Origin of the sequence: Bacillus sp. USDA818B3_A (assembly GCF_009928415.1) — a bacterium.
GTDB lineage: Bacteria > Bacillota > Bacilli > Bacillales > Cytobacillaceae > Neobacillus.
Map to the genome: position 1 here is coordinate 17,065 of NZ_JAABNN010000020.1, position 16,577 is coordinate 33,641.

The 16,577-nt window shown below is 34.7% G+C and carries 18 protein-coding genes and 1 pseudogene; 3 read left to right on the forward strand and 16 right to left on the reverse strand.

The features are described 5' to 3' along the window. Positions 1-394: 394 nt before the first annotated feature. The 7 genes and pseudogenes from GXK58_RS21900 to GXK58_RS27390 all read right to left on the reverse strand — a co-directional run bounded on the left by GXK58_RS21900 (position 395) and on the right by GXK58_RS27390 (position 4,717). Positions 395-1,033 (reverse strand): DUF2306 domain-containing protein, encoded by a 639-nt coding sequence (locus GXK58_RS21900; protein WP_160725313.1) that lies wholly within the window; start codon positions 1,031-1,033, stop codon positions 395-397. 35 nt (positions 1,034-1,068) lie between these two features. Further along, complete coding sequence (locus GXK58_RS21905; protein ID WP_160725314.1) at positions 1,069-1,725, reverse strand: VC0807 family protein; 657 nt, start codon at positions 1,723-1,725, stop codon at positions 1,069-1,071. A 60-nt stretch (positions 1,726-1,785) separates the two neighbouring features. Further along, entirely contained in the window at positions 1,786-2,286 is a 501-nt protein-coding gene (locus GXK58_RS21910) for a GNAT family N-acetyltransferase (protein ID WP_160725315.1), read from the reverse strand. A gap of 345 nt (positions 2,287-2,631) precedes the next feature. Then, positions 2,632-3,225, reverse strand: a complete 594-nt coding sequence (locus GXK58_RS21915; RefSeq protein WP_160725316.1) for a TetR/AcrR family transcriptional regulator — start codon at positions 3,223-3,225, stop codon at positions 2,632-2,634. A gap of 349 nt (positions 3,226-3,574) precedes the next feature. Next, positions 3,575-4,198, reverse strand: coding sequence for a class I SAM-dependent methyltransferase (locus tag GXK58_RS21920; protein WP_160725317.1), 624 nt, complete (start codon positions 4,196-4,198; stop codon positions 3,575-3,577). A gap of 116 nt (positions 4,199-4,314) precedes the next feature. After that, positions 4,315-4,527, reverse strand: a pseudogene (locus GXK58_RS27385) (IS1595 family transposase); the annotation flags it as partial. Further along, entirely contained in the window at positions 4,523-4,717 is a 195-nt protein-coding gene (locus tag GXK58_RS27390) for a hypothetical protein (RefSeq protein ID WP_237389754.1), read from the reverse strand. The gene GXK58_RS27390 and the pseudogene GXK58_RS27385, both read right to left, overlap by 5 nt. Positions 4,718-5,188: 471 nt before the next feature. Between GXK58_RS27390 and GXK58_RS21930 the strand changes: the two genes are divergently transcribed. Then, positions 5,189-6,370, forward strand: a complete 1,182-nt coding sequence (locus tag GXK58_RS21930) for a chromate transporter (protein ID WP_160725318.1) — start codon at positions 5,189-5,191, stop codon at positions 6,368-6,370. 219 nt (positions 6,371-6,589) lie between these two features. Here GXK58_RS21930 and trhA read toward each other — a convergent pair whose 3' ends face one another. The 3 genes from trhA to GXK58_RS21945 form a co-directional block, all read right to left on the reverse strand. Then, the gene (gene trhA, locus GXK58_RS21935) at positions 6,590-7,231 is read right to left on the reverse strand and encodes a PAQR family membrane homeostasis protein TrhA (RefSeq protein ID WP_160725319.1); all 642 of its coding nucleotides are present in this window, start codon (positions 7,229-7,231) and stop codon (positions 6,590-6,592) included. A gap of 195 nt (positions 7,232-7,426) precedes the next feature. Beyond that, positions 7,427-7,849, reverse strand: coding sequence for a hypothetical protein (locus GXK58_RS21940; protein WP_160725320.1), 423 nt, complete (start codon positions 7,847-7,849; stop codon positions 7,427-7,429). Positions 7,850-7,897: 48 nt separating this feature from the next. Next, positions 7,898-8,317, reverse strand: a complete 420-nt coding sequence (locus GXK58_RS21945) for a DUF5677 domain-containing protein (protein WP_160725321.1) — start codon at positions 8,315-8,317, stop codon at positions 7,898-7,900. Between the two features lie 242 nt (positions 8,318-8,559). Here GXK58_RS21945 and GXK58_RS21950 point away from each other — a divergent pair, with 242 nt between their 5' ends. After that, positions 8,560-8,913 carry a DUF898 family protein gene (locus GXK58_RS21950; RefSeq protein WP_160725322.1) on the forward strand — a complete coding sequence of 118 codons (354 nt, stop codon included), beginning with the start codon at positions 8,560-8,562 and terminating at the stop codon, positions 8,911-8,913. Between the two features lie 71 nt (positions 8,914-8,984). Here GXK58_RS21950 and GXK58_RS21955 read toward each other — a convergent pair whose 3' ends face one another. The 3 genes from GXK58_RS21955 to GXK58_RS21965 all read right to left on the reverse strand — a co-directional run bounded on the left by GXK58_RS21955 (position 8,985) and on the right by GXK58_RS21965 (position 12,202). Then, on the reverse strand, positions 8,985-9,695 hold the full coding sequence (locus GXK58_RS21955; protein ID WP_160725323.1) for an endonuclease/exonuclease/phosphatase family protein: 711 nt from the start codon (positions 9,693-9,695) through the stop codon (positions 8,985-8,987). Positions 9,696-9,774: 79 nt separating this feature from the next. After that, positions 9,775-10,083, reverse strand: coding sequence for a hypothetical protein (locus GXK58_RS21960; RefSeq protein ID WP_237389747.1), 309 nt, complete (start codon positions 10,081-10,083; stop codon positions 9,775-9,777). Positions 10,084-10,294: 211 nt separating this feature from the next. Next, complete coding sequence (locus GXK58_RS21965; protein WP_160725324.1) at positions 10,295-12,202, reverse strand: 3'-5' exonuclease; 1,908 nt, start codon at positions 12,200-12,202, stop codon at positions 10,295-10,297. 195 nt (positions 12,203-12,397) lie between these two features. On the opposite strand from GXK58_RS21965, the gene GXK58_RS21970 reads away from it, so the two are divergent. Next, on the forward strand, positions 12,398-12,784 hold the full coding sequence (locus GXK58_RS21970) for an ABC transporter ATP-binding protein (RefSeq protein ID WP_237389748.1): 387 nt from the start codon (positions 12,398-12,400) through the stop codon (positions 12,782-12,784). 379 nt (positions 12,785-13,163) lie between these two features. Here GXK58_RS21970 and GXK58_RS27780 read toward each other — a convergent pair whose 3' ends face one another. The 3 genes from GXK58_RS27780 to GXK58_RS27120 all read right to left on the reverse strand — a co-directional run bounded on the left by GXK58_RS27780 (position 13,164) and on the right by GXK58_RS27120 (position 16,560). Further along, positions 13,164-13,244: a putative holin-like toxin gene (locus GXK58_RS27780; RefSeq protein WP_413310078.1), complete on the reverse strand. Its 81-nt coding sequence runs from the start codon at positions 13,242-13,244 to the stop codon at positions 13,164-13,166. Between the two features lie 180 nt (positions 13,245-13,424). Continuing rightward, the gene (locus GXK58_RS21975; protein ID WP_160725325.1) at positions 13,425-14,471 is read right to left on the reverse strand and encodes a 5-methylcytosine restriction system specificity protein McrC; all 1,047 of its coding nucleotides are present in this window, start codon (positions 14,469-14,471) and stop codon (positions 13,425-13,427) included. Further along, a complete protein-coding gene (locus tag GXK58_RS27120; protein ID WP_202171427.1) occupies positions 14,458-16,560 on the reverse strand; it encodes an AAA family ATPase in 2,103 nt (700 codons plus the stop codon). The genes GXK58_RS21975 and GXK58_RS27120 overlap by 14 nt, the downstream gene beginning before the upstream one ends. Between the last annotated feature and the right edge of the window lie 17 nt (positions 16,561-16,577).

Below are 16,577 nucleotides of genomic sequence, written 5' to 3' on the forward strand. Positions count from 1 at the left end.
ATGAAAAATAGCAGTCAATATTGACTGCTATTTCTACTATCGTTAAATTACTTATATTATTTCTTTGGCATTCTTGAAAGTTTAATAAAAACTCCCAACCCAGCTAAGAAAAAGCCTAAACAAAACAAACTTGCGGGACTACCCCAAACTATATCCGCCATCATATTACCTCCTATAGTTTCTAACAACAGTATGTTTTTACCTAATATATAATTGAAGCCTTTTCAACTCCTTTCATAATGAGGAATTTATTTAGCAAATCAGCAAAATCCTCCATAGAACACTCCAACGAATCACCATATTCTAGCATTATTATATACCTCGCTTTTCTACTATCTTTAGGTTAATAAGTATCAATTTAATAATATGTTATCAGTATATTAATAGGTTTCTTCTAATGAGTTTTGACTAATGAACCGTGTGTACTTTTATTGAGATAAACTTGGGTAATTAATAAGTTAATAATGATGGAAAGATATACTGAAAGCGGGAAAGCTACGTTAAAGGAAGCATGAGTCGAAAACTGAATAATGAGCAGAAAAATTCTAAATGTGACAAAAACGAATGTAATAGCATAGCTTCGAAGAATCCACTCTCGGTGCCGTATAACATTTTTAAGTCTGATATAAATAATGGCGGTTGCTGTTGTGAGCAGCCAAAAAATATCAAGCACAAGGAATGCAATCGTAGAATGGAATCCTCCTGTTGCATACATCGATATATATGGAACTAAGAGTACATTAAGTAAAATCGCAAATCCATAAATCCGCCCCAGCAGTTGATGTCGTTTTCGATTCTGACGGCTCTTGTTGGTTAATTGATAAGCACCAATTAATAATGCCATGATACCTAGTATTATATGAGGGAAGAAGAAAAGCTTCCAAAACATATACGGAAAATTGGGATCCTGGAGCTTGGAAGAAACCATACCCGATTGACTGGGCTTATAGATGATATATTGAATAACAATATACAGAGTAAATAAATAAGCTAACCCGTATATAACTGGTAAAATAACATTCTTTTTTAACAATAAATGCTCAACTCCCAACTTAAAAGTTATTGTTTTCAAACATTGTTTTTGTTAGAGATAATGTCCTTGAGTCTTTTCTGAGAATGTTTTCGATAAATAACAGTAAAAACTATCGCAGCTCCTATAAAACCGTACATTACAAAATTCGAAACAGCCAGGAATTGAGTGACAGATAATTTAAAGACAAGAATCGAGCGCACTGCGGATTCCCCAATTAATGCTAATCCCCAAAAAATGGTCATTAATCTTAACACAAATCGAAAATAAGCATACTGCCAATTTTTTTCGAATGTAGACTTTTTATCTGGATCATTTCCTACCGTAAAACGAAGAGCAAAATAGAAAATTAATGGTCTGGGAAATAGGAGTGAGCCGATGAAAATCATACCCAGGATACCAGTTACAAATGACTCCCGAATTAATAAAAGGCGTTCACCTCCACCTATACTAATCATCGTGATACCTAGTATGAAACTAACTAACATAAATACAGCAAAAACATCTAAACTTCTCTTTTTAATAAGACTAAGTAAATTATCAAATAAAGGAATAATAGTCGCAATGGATAAAGCAACGATACTTGAAATATGAGCCCTAAGTACTTCGTACACAAGAAGAGGAATCGCCCCGTTAATGAGAAGGGTGATAAAAATACCCTTTATGATTTCTTTTTTTGAAATCTTTTGATTCATATACAGTCCCACCTTTTTCTACTATAAATCAATATATATTTGTGTTTTTCGGAAAGGTATCTAAAACATCTTTTCAAAACACAGATATGGAAGCTTACGAAAAGCATAATGGATTTGCCCTGCCGAGGAGTATAGAGCACGTTCATACATCTCTATTGCAGTAGGGTTTCCCGTATAGGCATCTAATCGATTACTAGTGTATTCTTCTGATTTTGCTAATTCCTCTGCATAGAAAAGTAGTTGCTTACCAATTCCCTTGCCCTGTGAATCAGGATGAACGGCTAAACGGTGGATAACTGCAGGTCTCCCTTTTGAATCACTCCAAGTAATCCCTTTATATTTTGAGCTTTGCACATCATTCATAACTACGGCACCTAGACATATTCCATCATTAAAAATAGCATGGAGATGCCCCCCTTTTAGGTCTTTAGCGATGACCCATCGGTTAGGGTAAAATATGTCCCATTGGTATACCCCATTCTTTCTCAGATGGTTGGTAACAGATGCAAATAAATGTTTAATAGATTTCAAGTCATTCATCGAAGCCACTTCAATTTTCATATTCTCAATTCCTTTAATTTAGAATGGAAAACTCCTCAGTAATAATACGATGAGAACCCCATGGAATATGATATGTGTTACCTCAGACCTTCCTATTTTCTTTACTCAAGTATCTTAGCTCCCCCTCATTTTTTAATGAGATACAGCTCAACAAACCGACCGACGGTTTGTTGAGCTGTAAAAAAAATCCTAATTTCAATTTTTGAAACCAGAAATCAATTTTATATTCTTTGAGTACAGGTAGACACAAATTAGAAACGAACCACCCTCAGTGTTCTTATGGAACTAATTATACAAACCGTCAGTCGGTATGTCAATGAAGTGATTGAATTTTTTTCCAAATAATTATTTGAGTGAGCGCAGTAATAAATTAAATATATCTTCTACTTGTACACTTGGCCCTGAATTTTTTGATATTAGGTTTCGAACACGCAGTCCATAAGTGAAAACCATAAAAAGTGAAGCCATTTTTTCAGCGTTGATCTCTTCAGGGATAGCACCAGCTTTTTGCCCTATTTCAATCCAACTCTTAGCAGTGTTTAAAGAGGCCCCATATATTTCGCTAAGAAGAGATTCCACTTTTGGATTATCTATTTGACCTAGCAAATAAGTCATGATTTTACTTGATACATCTTGCCCTTCTGTTTGTGCCGCCATTCCTTCTGCAATAAATTGAATAGGAAGAACAGCATCCTTTGGAGCGGTTTCAGCCACTACACCATTAAAATTCGCATTCATCTGTTCCATTTTAGATTTAAGTACTAATCCAAATAATTCATCCTTTCCAGATACATAATGATAAATAGCTCCCTTAGACAAACCAGATCGTTCAATAATATCCTGTAAAGTGGTATGTCTGCATCCTTTTTCCTTTATTAATTGTTCTGTTGTATCCAATATATGTGGGAAGCTGCTGTTTCTTTGTAGATTATTGGACATACATTAAAACCTCCAATTTAATACTAAGAATCATACCGTCAGTCGGTATAATACTACATATTAAAAAACATTAAATTACTTGTCAACAATATAAACAATGAGATCATGTATTTTTTTATCCTTAAAAAAGAAACTCCGGTTTCTTTAGATTCCGGAGTAGATCTAGCTCCTGTAAAATTCAACAAGTCTATTAGCAATAACTTATTCTATATGATGATTATTCCTTTTATTTATTTTGTTGGCTCTGTTAAACGTTTATGTTGATAAACTGTAAAAACAAAGGACCCCAGAGGTCCTTTTGTTCGTTTTCTAAGAAATGCTACTTGTTTGTTGAAAAGGGATTATATACTTAGGAATGTTTATGACCCAAAACTGCAATCGTATGGAATTGTCTAGATTTTGGACCTTTTAATAATGCAACATCGAGAAATCCATTTTCCTTAGCAATAGGAATTAATCGTTTTTCAATCATACTTTTTATCCCTTCCCAAATCTCATCATCTTTGCCATCACAAAGGGTGATTACGAAATAACCTCCAGGTTTTAATACCCTGTAAATTTCTGATAAAGTTTCAGATAAATCGTCCCAAAAATAAATTGTATGTATGCTAAACACTCTGTCAAAGTTTCCATCTTGGAACGGTAATCTATTAACATTTGCTTGAACCAATTTTGCCTTTTTAGCATTTAATGCGGTTTTATTTCTAATCGTAGCCGACCGAATGATGGTAGGTGAAAGGTCCACTCCTACTACTTGTTCTACTAAAGTTAGGTCTAGGATAAGTTTCATTGCATAACCAGCACCACATCCTAATTCTAATACATTGTCACCCTGCACAATGTTTAATAGCTCAATAGTCCATAAAGTTTCAGGTTTATGTTGCTGTACCATCTTTTCACCGATATACGTTCCTAATAGACCTTGCGGCTTTCCATACTGTTTATCAATTAATTCCTTAATCAACTTAATCATATCCATCACCCTCCCTCTTCAGTTTAAAAGTTAGTGTTTGTATTAAATGTTTCCTAAAGTTTTGTTTATACCATTATTGCAAATCCTGCCTCGTTCCTGAACAAGAAAAAATCTTATTATAACTGAAAAGTGGTTAGTCTGAGCTTATCATAAGTGACATTTATTGATAACAAGCAACTATCAACAATCATTTTGCTTACCGTAGTATTATCATTGCGGTGTTTGATAATATCTAAGAATTGAAACCAACTCAAATAATGGTCGAGGTATTTAGTTGCAACGCCATTGAAACGGTCCATCCAGCCTTTAAGACGACTGTGGTAGTTATTTGCGAACAACACTTTTCGAATGGCAGTGAATGCAAGTGTACCCATCTTTATGTTTTTGTTCGGATACTTCTTTAAACACAGGTTCACTTGCAGCATAAGACTCAAGGGATTTCGTGAAAAAATCTTTTAAACGATATTGGTCGGCTGTGCTAAGTTTTTCAATTTCTTTAATAATCTCCTTCAAAGCCATTCAATACCACTCACTCTCATCCTTTTTCTTCATTGTAGAACAATTGTTCGTTTTATTCAATTATCAACAGAGATGATTAACAGAGCCTATTTTTAAAGAAACTAACTCTTATATACTGATTATCATTCTCATTTATAAGTATATTTTTATCATAAGGGAAATGTATGGCGATTTCCTTGATTTAAATCAATTTTTTATCATCAAATAGGTTTATAATGCAGCGATTGGGATATAAACATCCTACTAAAAAATGAATTAGAATGTACCACATTTTTCTAAGTTGATATAATAATATAGAAATTGGAGTTAATTGGAGAGTTCAATGAGAAAGTCTCCCATTTTATTGATTTATTTCTCTTTTGGTAATTGCCGCTTGCGGGTATCCCTATACAACAACTTTTATTTGAACGCTGTTAAAAAAGAACATTCAAAAGATTTTAAAGAGATTAAGGATTAGGAGGGGAAGCTAGTTTGAAACGTATTCTGGAAGTTTTAAAGGTTTCGACCCGTTTAGGACTTACATCATTTGGAGGTCCAATTGCTCATTTAGGATATTTTCATGAGGATTATGTGAAGCGGCGTAAATGGCTAGATGAAAAAAATTATGTTGATTTAGTCGCACTTTGTCAGTTTCTCCCTGGACCGGCAAGCAGTCAGGTTGGCATTGCCATTGGAATTCAAAGAGCTGGATTGATTGGCGGACTAATGGCATGGCTTGGATTTACGCTTCCCTCTGCTATTGCACTCATGCTCTTTGCTTGGCTGCTTCATGGGCTAAATTTGCAGCATGCGGGTTGGTTACACGGATTGATGATTGTAGCTGTAGCTGTTGTGGCTCAAGCGGTCTGGGGGATGGCAAGCAAACTTGCAACCGGCAAAATGCGGGGTTCAATTGCAATAATTTCTGCTGTTGCCACCCTGTTGGTCCCTATATCAGTGGTTCAAGTGCTTATAATTATTATATCAGGACTTATTGGATGGATCATCTTCAAACAAAATACAGCACAGGAAATCGAGCCGATGCAAATACCAATAAGTAAAAAAACAGGCATTACCTTTCTGATACTATTCTTTGCCTTTTTGATTGTTCTGCCTCTCTTAAGGCTTGTTATTCATAATCAGGGACTCGCTATGTTTGATAGTTTCTATCGTGCAGGAGCATTAGTTTTTGGTGGCGGTCACGTTGTTCTACCGTTGTTACAGCAAGATGTTGTACCAACAGGTTGGATGACAAATGCCCAATTCCTAGCTGGTTATGGAGCTGCACAAGCGGTGCCTGGACCTTTGTTTACCTTTTCTTCCTACCTTGGTTTTGTATTGAAGCCGTACCCTAATGGGATAATTGGAAGTATACTTGCACTGATTGCTATTTTCTTACCTGCATTTTTCCTTGTTGCAGGTACACTGCCATTCTGGAATATCCTTCGTTCAAGACCAAGATTCCAATCAGCACTTTCTGGGATTAATGCAGCTGTTGTAGGAATATTGATTGCTGCCTTGTATAATCCTGTATGGACCAGTGCCATTAAAACGCCTTATGATTTTTGCCTCGCAATTATTGCTTTTGCTTTACTCATGATTTGGAAGCTTCCACCTTGGATTGTTGTAATTGTAACGGCATTCGGTGGAATCGTCATATCAGTTCTAACTTAGATGGTTTTTTCGAAATAAATTAACGCTTTCTCTTAAACTGGACCACGGAAAAAACCGTGGTTTCTTTAAATACAATTGGAGATTTTGATCGGTCTTCTCGTTTTCTTCCAGCGTCCTAGGATTAACTGCCATTAGCACACAACAAAAAAGCCGCCATTATGGCAGCTGATCCTAATTATTTGTTACCTAACTACTATAAATTAAGTTCATTAATGGTAATCATTGCAAAAGTGTTAGTACGCTAAAAAAGTGCATCACACTTCCGGCAAGAACGAAAAGGTGCCATAATGCATGGTGATATTTGAACCCCCTCCAAATGTAGAAAACAGATCCAAAAGTATAGAACAATCCTCCAATAATTAAATACTTTAATCCAGTATGCGGCATGTGTTCCGATAAAGGTTTCCAAGCAAAAACAATTAACCAACCCATTACTACGTATAACCCAGTCGATGTAAATAAAAATTTCTTTACAAAAAAGGATTTAAAAATAGTTCCTCCGATCGCCAGTCCCCATACGATCCCAAAGATAGTCCATCCTAACCAACCTTTAACTACTAAAAACAGATATGGTGTGTACGTTCCAGCAATAAAAAAATAGATGGAAGAATGATCGAAGATTTCAAATAAATCTTTCACTTTGCTTCCTTCAGGGAACGCATGTAACAGGGTTGACGATGTATACATTAAGAGCATCGTAGAACCAAAAAGAGTGAAGCTGACAATATACCAAGCGTTTCCGTATAATGAAGAAGACACAATTAATAGTACTAAAGCTGCAATGCTGAGAAGAGCACCTATACCGTGAGTAATTGAATTAGCGACTTCCTCGCCTTTGCTAAAAGTGTGTGTGTTAGCCATAAATAAATTCTCCCCTAATGGAATGGATATTATTTATTGTAACAAGTCTATTAGCAAGAACGTAATATACAAATGTCATATTTAAGGATTAAAATTCACCCATAATCTTTCTAAATTTCACTAACATAAAATGTCTCCCGCCTTAGCAACGGTCTCAAGCAGATTTGAAAACTGTCTGAGGACACCTGTTTTTATTTATAGCTGACTTTTATTTATTTCTTTTACATATACACTGAAAAGTTCCTTCCATAAATTTTTAATATCTATTTCCGCATTCGGGAATGTATTAAAATACTTTAAGAAGGTTGGAAATATCAGACTCATAGTATGGGTAATTACTGTGCTAATTCCTCCAGAATAATAATTACTATTTTTATTATTGAGTTCATTAATATCAAAAGAAATATGATCATTAAACGATAGGTTAATTCCAACAGAAGAACCGTGGATAGATTGTGAAGTTAATTTATACATTGCCAAATACTTTATTTTGGCATTTTTATCAATTCCATTGATATGAGCCAACAGCTTTCTTATACTAATCTGTTTTTCTTCCTTTAAGCAGTCTGCCATTTCTGCCCAAGCAAAGTTTGTTCTTGGATGAAGATAGTCTTCCATCGACTTTAGATAATTATTAATGTACGCTACTGCAACTTCCTCGCCTTGCTAAATAATGAAAATAATGATGATCGAATATTCAAGCAATGTTCTCCATCGCTGCATCGCCCCGTCTGGAAAGCCATTTTCTAAAAGACAGACTATTTCATCAAAAACGTCTATGTACTTTATCATCAACGGATTTAATGCATTATACCTTATAATAGATGTTTTAAAATACTCTTCATTCTCGCTAGCCAATAAATCTACACTTTGAACACCAAGGTCGCTTAATTTTCTTATACATTGTATGACAGCGAATAAATCTGCGTATTGGTGCAATATCTCTTTACGTATTCTATTTCTGTCATTCTTATATCCTCTGCTCAAATTTAATAACCTATTATTATCTCCTGTTAATTTTAATATTTGGATTTTTTCACTTAAATGATCTAGCTCTTTTATTAATTTCTTTTGCTTGCTGCTCAAATTAAAACTCTCCCTTATAATAATAGGGTTCCAAATTCTGTACAATATGATGTCATTATGTAAATATGATTTACTAGTAATAAAGGAAAAATAAAATATTAAATTCGAATAAATTATAATAGGTTATCTGTCGTGTTTTTCCTCTATATTATTGATCGTTTTATAACATCCTAATAGATACCCATCCATAAAAGGTAATTTTATAGTATAATTTACCTATATTAATCTTAGGAGGTGATATTATGAGTGATTTAACAATAAATGTAAACCAGAGCTATACTTCACAATCGGAAGGAAACTCTTATTTTGATGGTGGTTTATTTCAATACATAGGTTGGTCCATTTTAGGTGGACTTGTAACCATTTGCACAATTGGAATTTGTTATCCTTGGGCAATTACTATGATTCTAGGATGGAAAACAAGACATACTGTGATAAATGGACGAAGATTAACTTTTACTGGTTCAGCTATCGGATTGTTCGGAAACTGGATAAAGTGGTGGTTATTGTGCATCATCACTATAGGAATCTATAGTTTCTGGTTATTTATTGCAATGGAAAAATGGAAAATAAAACATACAGTATTTGCTGATTAGCAAATAAGCCTCTCGTCAAAGAGAGGCTTATTTTCATTGACTAAAATTTGTTGATTGGACTCATGAGTCCTCTAAAGTTCAAATACAAGCGGTAAATGATCACTTAACTTTGCCCAATCCTCATCATTATCAACATAAAATTGCTTCGTCCTTTGAATCATCTCCTGTGAAGCAAAACAATAGTCAATATGAAATGGCAGGGTACTTTTCCTATAATGATAGTAAGTGGCTTTGCTTTCAGAGCCAAATTCTTCATTAGAAAAATAATGGTAGCAACTTGTTAACCCACAACTATGAAGCAGTTCAATTATTCTTTCAAATCCTAGGCGGCCTTGAATCCCTGAGTAACTACTAGGTAGATTTTTATCAATATTAAAATCGCCAATTATGATTACTCGTTTATTTTTAAGAAAATGTTCGTATTCTTTTAAAGCTGAATATAGGATATGTCCATAGGATGAATATCCCGGGGTTCTTTTGGTCCATACGGCAAGTAGAATAAAGTCTTCCTGTCCGGATACCTGTATTGGAACTACCCATTCATATTTTATTTCATCTACTAACATAGATAATTTATAGTCCTTAGAGAAAGAAATAATCCCAAGTCCAATTCCCTTTTCTTGCCCATACCAAATAGAGTTCTCGATAGTCACTTCATTTTGAAACATACTTGGGTCTGGTAACTCTGGTATCACAGCCAAATCTGGGCAAAGTTCAGTTATTTTCTTAAACTTGTCCTTTATCAAGGATCCCCTTAGACAGTTCCAGGATATAAACTTCATTCCTATCCCCCCTATATTTCTGATTTTTGCTTTCTCTATGAGAAATATAATTCTATGATATTTGTTTTAAGCAATTTACTTATTCATCTGGTTCATAACCATATTGTTTTAATAGTTCACTAACCGTGTGTCTCTCTTCATCGGTAAACAACTCTTGATACTTCTGCTTTAATATTAATGCTTCCACCGTCAAGTCTAATCTGCCAAACTCCCAAAGTGTTGTAAACCCGTCGGTTGGTTGATTTTTATGAATGAAACTTTTCGCTACTTTTACACCATCCTGAGCAGCTACCATTTGAAGAAATCTAGTCGCATTATAGCCACACTCTCTTTTGGCATTTTGGTAGATTGATATCATGTCCTTATGAAATTCTTTTCTTAAATCCACAAAAATTCCCCCGATTAATTTGAATTCAATAATTAATTTCTAATGTCCTTGGTTAACGATCAATGCCGATATTGGAGAACTATCTATAAAAAAAGATAAATGTTAACGATAAATACGAAATAACTCTTTCAAGAACTTATACTATATAATTACCCCAGCAGATCGGCAAACGGAAAGAGTCTACCCATAATAGACTCTTTTAGTTGATAGGTTAATTAATCTGCCCAATTTCTTTATTCTTCGGTTTTCTCTCTTGAAGTATCCCATCAAGATAGAAGGTGAATTCGGATTCACCTGAGTAAGAAAGACACAAAAATTCCTTTGCCCTAGTCATCCCTATGTATAAAAGCGACACTTCCCTTTCCTTATTTTCTTCTAAAGGAAATGGCATCGAGTCTACGTTGACAATAAACACTGCACGAAAATCAAGACCTTTGCTGCTGTCAATCGTGCTAATCTTCACTTTGCTGTCTTCCTTCTCAAAGGATCGCTTCGAAACGTCATTTTCTGTTATCCAATAAAATGGCAATCCTTCATTCGTTAAAGATCGTTTGATCATATCAATAATCGGATATTGATGCGTTCGTTTCACCCGGTACAGGATTAACATATCATCAAATGGGACTTTTCTCTCTTGGTGAAGCTTTTTAATTTGCCGAGCAACCAGTCTCATTTCATCAAAGAAATTAGCAGCTCTTACAATCCCCGCTTCCGGTCCTTTTCGTTTGGTACTTTTGGGGGCAATAATTTCCCCTTCTAGATCACGATTGACCACTTTATTCTTAAACATGGAATGCTTACGGTAAAAATCCCAAGCGAACTTTACAATCTGCTGGGTGTTCCGATAATTGATGGATAATACCTTTGACCGGCCTTGGAAGCTTAAACCGGTATCCTGAAGGTAGGACCGTTTACGATTATAAATCGTTTGGGCCCGATCTTCTACCAATAAAAGTGATTGCGTATCCGAATTGATAAGTAAGCTGACAATTCGCAGCCACTCTGCTTCAAAATCTTGTCCCTCGTCAATTAATACCGCATCATAAGTCGGCAGAATGGACTCTTTCCTCTCAATTTTTTCTATGATATCAGGCAGCTGCTGCTCTCTGATTTTCAGATCATTCTTCAACCATGAATGGAAATTGCGGACGATGATGTTTTGATTCTGAACCTTCTTTACGTTAGGATCAAAATCAAATAGATCCTCGGGTTCATTTAACATATGATGAATCATTTGCTGTATCGCATTAGCTAGTGAGATATTATAGCAAAGGATAAGAATCTTCCAATCGGGATTTTGTTTGGATAGCATTTTAGCACGACTTGCCAATATAATCGTTTTTCCGCTCCCTGCCACTCCCCGTATCAACCGATTCTTATCACCAATCTGCTTTGCCAAATTCTCTTGATGGAGATCCATGGTCTTAATATCATGAAGTGATAATAATAGTTGATCTTGATAAGGGACCGGTGCTTTAAACTCTGCACTAATCCGAACTTCAGGGAATAAATGATAGCGAATCGCATTGATGTCCTCAAGTGTGAGGGGTTCCTTCAGTCGGAATGGAACAACAAACATATTCAAGATTTTCTCCATCAGGATTTCTTCGGAAAATTCCTCTTTATCGGGATCAATTTCATTCCTGGTTAAACAAAGATTTGGCTCAATAACCGAATATAACCCTTCTTCAATAAAATCTTTGGAATACATCCTAGTAAAAACAACCCCATGGCCGTAGGGGAACTTTAACTGAAATTTATATTTACCATCCAATTGAACAAGATTTTTATCTTTTTTCAACACATCAACCACATGGAACATATTATCCCTTGCCTGCTTCATCGGGCTTTTGACCACGGCTTGATCACCAGAAGTAGCGACAATATGCCATTCATCATGGTTAATTTGAAATAAGGTGTTTTTTGTATAATCCTTTACTTCTAAAATCACTATACCTAGGTCAGGACCAATGATCACAAAATCAGGACGTTTGCCTTGAATTTCTGGTTCGTAGTAGACAATATAATCATCGGGTAGAAAAGTTTTCAATGTCCGAAATAACAACCGCTCCCCTGCTGTAGCTGTTGAACGGATGGTTTCAGGAATCGTGACTGCCATAATAACCGCTCCAAAATTTGCATTTTTCTCCATTATACTACAAATAGGAATATTGGCATGAAAAATAACAATTTTTAGACATTTTTCCCGCAAAAATCTGACAAAAGTATTGTTTTTTTTCCTATTTGTTAGAATAATAGAATGAAGGAATATTTTACTTACATAGTTAATAAATGAAATAGCGATGAAAGCGATGTGTCAAAATTGTTAAAGGGGATTTTTGATAAACTATTCAATACCACTCAAAAACCTTCCGAGGTTGAGAATAAGTCAATCAGTCATGAGGAAATAGAAGCAATCGTAGAAGCAAGATTGCGCGAGCATGCTGCAACTATTGAACAATCTGTGGAGGAAAAGGTAAACTCGGCAGTCCAATCAAAAAATCAAGATGACTATTCACTGTCTGCTAAGCAAATTGATTTTGCTCTAGAATTAATTAAGAGAACTAAGGAATTTGAACTAGCAACCGATACAGCAAATCTTACTGTTAAAGATTTAAATAAATTAATAGCTTACAATAAGTTTAAAAATAAGGGTATCCTAGTTAATCTAGTTAAAAAGGGTGTTCTAAAGAAAAAATAACTATTTAGTTTCTGAGGAAAATCAATAATCACTTTGCTTTATCTGTTAAATATCGAAAGGCCAGGCACTTAGGTCATTCTAGGCCCTCCCCCTCCTGAATCGAGTAGGGAATTCTTTGTATAGCTCATATTCTTAGTAACATGCAAAAATACTTGAATAAACATATTTACCTTGTTTGACATATCCCTTTTATCGAAAGGTATTATTGAAAAGTTTTACGAAAGCATAGAAATCAGTTATAATAATACTTAATAATGAATAAATTAAAAAAGACCAGACATGCAGCAACATGTCTGGTCCAGCAATAAACGGTTTCCCACTATGGGGGATCGGCTAATATATGGTGATAATCCACCCATGCCGTTAACTCAAGGGTGGATTATTTTTGTTTAAATGACAGTACTGCAACGATTAGACTCGCAAAAGCAATCATAATCATTAAGGTTTCGAAAACTGTCATTCAGCATCACCCCCTTTCTGTTGGGAGTGAGCCGACCACCCTTAAGAAATCCTATTCTATTGCATTAATAGTTTATCATATTCCGAATAAAAAGAGAACTTATGTTCTTGTATTTTATTCTCATTTTCCGAATAATGATTCGAAGGATGTTTAGTATATACATAAAGCGAATTTATAAAACTATGCAAAAAATTGATTGGCATATGCTAATAAGTTTTCCTTTATGCCGCTAAAATCTTGTTGTAAGTCAAGAGATACAACAAAAATTTGATTACCTTTAATGTGATAAATATGGTTAGGTTGATTTAATGAGGTTGTTTTCGCATAAAGTAACATACCTGCAACCGTTTCATCCGGCTCTTTTTTCCAGTTATTTATATATGTAAATATTTGATAAAGGTTACCTGATTTTTGTTTTGCAGCTCCGCCTTCAAACCTTGCTACCATATTCTCAGAATAAAATTTGGCATCCACAATCAATGTTTTTTTATCTTTTTGAAGTACAAGGTCTGTTTGCATAATTGGTAATGCATCTGTGAATTCATCATCAACACTCCACTTAATTTGAGGATGGGACACATTATATTTCGTTTCACGTTTAAAAAATGCATAGATGAACTTTTCATATAAAGAAGATAATCTTTGTTCATCCTGAACCTCTTTCATCATTTGAGATATCGAGCTTTCATCAAATAATAACTGCTCATAAAGATATCTACACACGTCTACAATAAATTGATAGCGAATGTTTTGGCGGTTATATCTAACGTTTTTCCATAGCTTCAAATCTAGCTCTACATCTAGTACCCCTGTAAAATAAGGCAGCAAACCATAAAACAATCTACGCATTTTTTGACTTATTTTATTTGAGTGCGATAGGTAAACGAGTGTCGCTTTAATAATTTGATTCAAAAATATATTTTCAGAGAACTCATCATAAACCACTGCAACTTTCTTATTTACCAATGCATTTTTCTTTATCGTAGAATTGATATCAATTTTCCCCTTAATAACATTGGAAGTCTCTTCAACACTTATATAATCTTTACTTAATCCTCCGCGAATCAAAACAGGTATACCAATCGATAGAATTTCTTCGTAAAGCTCCTTGACGTTCTCGAACTTTTCTGTTCCGATTTGTTTATACTCGGAAAGATTTAACGTTTGATATGCATAGGAAAGCATATAGTATATATTACGAATTGGAATATTATTATTTCTCTCCATAGAAACAACCTCTTAGTCGTTCAGACCAATCGTTTGCCTTCTGTTCATCATCAAACCAATACTCGAATAGCTGTGGAATAATTTCATATTCAATTACTTCCTCTACACGATTTGCAGTATCTACTTTATAAGCATCACCTATAAAGTAGCTATGCCCAATTTGAAAGCCTGTCCCTAGCTCTTCAACAATTTCATTATTTAAGCTATTAATTTCATCAATGATACGATTTAAAGCTTCTGGATTATTTAATTCGTTTATATACAACTTAAATGTCTCATTTTTGAACGCCGGTTTAATTTCAAAAAACGAAAATCTTCTTCGAAGAGCGTAATCTAATAAAGCTAAGCTTCTATCTGCCGTATTCATCATTCCAATGATGTATAAATTCGATGGTACAGAAAACTTATCATTAGAATAAAGGAGATTGATTTGCTCGCCTCGCTTATCCGCTTCGATAAGCATCATTAATTCCCCAAATATTTTACTCATATTCCCACGATTAATTTCATCAATAATAAAGAAGTAGTCTCGTTCTGGATCTCGTGCCGCTTTTCTAGCAAACTTCACAAACGGACCTTGTTTCAGCTCAAACCCATCTCCTTCAGCTTTTGGACGAAAGCCTTCAATGAAGTCCTCATAACTATAGCTTTGGTGGAACTGAACCATATGGATACGCGTTTCATCTTTTTCTTCCATCATTACATACGCTAAACGTTTGGCAATAAACGTTTTTCCTACTCCCGGTGCACCTTTCAAAATAAGATTCTTCTTATTTTGAAGTAGAGAAATTAGACGTACAAGCTCCTTCTTCTCGATAAAAACATCCGAAAGAAATTCATCCATTGTAAAGGGTTCATTTTCTTGTACAGTAGGCTTAGATTCAATAAAACGAATGTAATAGTCAATTGAACTTCCCGATACGCCTTTATATTTTTTGTAGGATTCATCTGATACCACTATATCTTTCAACCGTTTTAGTTGCTCAATATCTGTTTCACCAAAAATTGAAGTATCAAAATGGTGCTCTATATCCTTTAACGCACTTACTTTTTGTTTAACTGTTTTATCATTCAAGCTAACTCCTGTATCAGTAACTTGATTGGATAACCAATTTTTAAAATCATTTACTTCAGCAATTTTGGGTTCAATAAGTTCTTCATTCATTACTTGATCAATTTCTTGAATTAAAATTGGATAAGGATTTAGACATGTTAACGTTTTTTGAGCAAATGTCTGATGTAGTTCCCACTTTCCAACTTGAAGCCAATCTACTTTTCTTCTATGTTTATACTCTGATGCTTCATCATCGAAGTAGTAATCTCCCGTAACAACACCGCGTGCGAGGATTTTCTTAATTCCTTCTTTCACATATACAACGTCGCCTGTTTTAATTTCACGATAGAAATCCCACACAGCCTTTGTATCATTGACAGGGCGCACCCCATCCGCTCTTTGCTCAGCTATTTTTCGTTCAACAGCTTCCTTTGAATCATAGTTATTTAAATCCCCTAAATAGTCCCAACCAAGTGCAATCATATTTCCTGCGTGGAACTGATCCCATAATCTCGAATATTCACCTGGTGAAATTACCCAATAATTAATGCTGTTATCAATTTCATTTTCTTGATTCGCAATTTTCTTCTCTTTTTTAGGATAAGTTAAAGTAGGATTTTCAACATAATATAAAAATATTAAATATGAGCGCATTAAAACGCCCCAGTCAGGTATCCCACCTAGATTTTCAGGCTTACTTCTTACCCCGCGATTATATTCATCTTCCGCATATTTTTTTCTAAATTGAATTCTTAATGTACCAAACTTTTCTGGATATCGAGGTGTACCTCCAGTTACTAATCTCTCAATATCCTCATCACTTTGTTCCGTCATTTGTTGATAGATATTTTTATACTCCGAATATGTTTGATAATCAAAGAAATTTTCCTTATAGCCGCTACCTAATCCAAACTTTTCTAACAGGTATCCAAGTTTTTCAAGATATGGCGTGTACCAGATACCTGTTTTTTCACCTAAATTTTCCGTAACCCAAGCTTTATATTTTTCTTTTTGAGTATTCACAACATCATTCATAGCGTACCTCCAGAGAA

Excerpts from the sequence above, each read along its gene's own strand:
- GXK58_RS21905 (WP_160725314.1), bottom strand. The coding sequence starts at position 1,725 with ATGAATCAAAAGATTTCAAAAAAAGAAATCATAAAGGGTATTTTTATC.
- GXK58_RS21910 (WP_160725315.1), bottom strand. The coding sequence starts at position 2,286 with ATGAAAATTGAAGTGGCTTCGATGAATGACTTGAAATCTATTAAACAT.
- GXK58_RS21915 (WP_160725316.1), bottom strand. The coding sequence starts at position 3,225 with ATGTCCAATAATCTACAAAGAAACAGCAGCTTCCCACATATATTGGAT.
- GXK58_RS21920 (WP_160725317.1), bottom strand. The coding sequence starts at position 4,198 with ATGATTAAGTTGATTAAGGAATTAATTGATAAACAGTATGGAAAGCCG.
- GXK58_RS27390 (WP_237389754.1), bottom strand. The coding sequence starts at position 4,717 with ATGGCTTTGAAGGAGATTATTAAAGAAATTGAAAAACTTAGCACAGCC.
- trhA (WP_160725319.1), bottom strand. The coding sequence starts at position 7,231 with ATGGCTAACACACACACTTTTAGCAAAGGCGAGGAAGTCGCTAATTCA.
- GXK58_RS21940 (WP_160725320.1), bottom strand. The coding sequence starts at position 7,849 with ATGGAAGACTATCTTCATCCAAGAACAAACTTTGCTTGGGCAGAAATG.
- GXK58_RS21950 (WP_160725322.1), top strand. The coding sequence starts at position 8,560 with ATGAGTGATTTAACAATAAATGTAAACCAGAGCTATACTTCACAATCG.
- GXK58_RS21955 (WP_160725323.1), bottom strand. The coding sequence starts at position 9,695 with ATGAAGTTTATATCCTGGAACTGTCTAAGGGGATCCTTGATAAAGGAC.
- GXK58_RS21965 (WP_160725324.1), bottom strand. The coding sequence starts at position 12,202 with ATGGCAGTCACGATTCCTGAAACCATCCGTTCAACAGCTACAGCAGGG.
- GXK58_RS27780 (WP_413310078.1), bottom strand. The coding sequence starts at position 13,244 with ATGACAGTTTTCGAAACCTTAATGATTATGATTGCTTTTGCGAGTCTA.
- GXK58_RS21975 (WP_160725325.1), bottom strand. The coding sequence starts at position 14,471 with ATGGAGAGAAATAATAATATTCCAATTCGTAATATATACTATATGCTT.
- GXK58_RS27120 (WP_202171427.1), bottom strand. The coding sequence starts at position 16,560 with ATGAATGATGTTGTGAATACTCAAAAAGAAAAATATAAAGCTTGGGTT.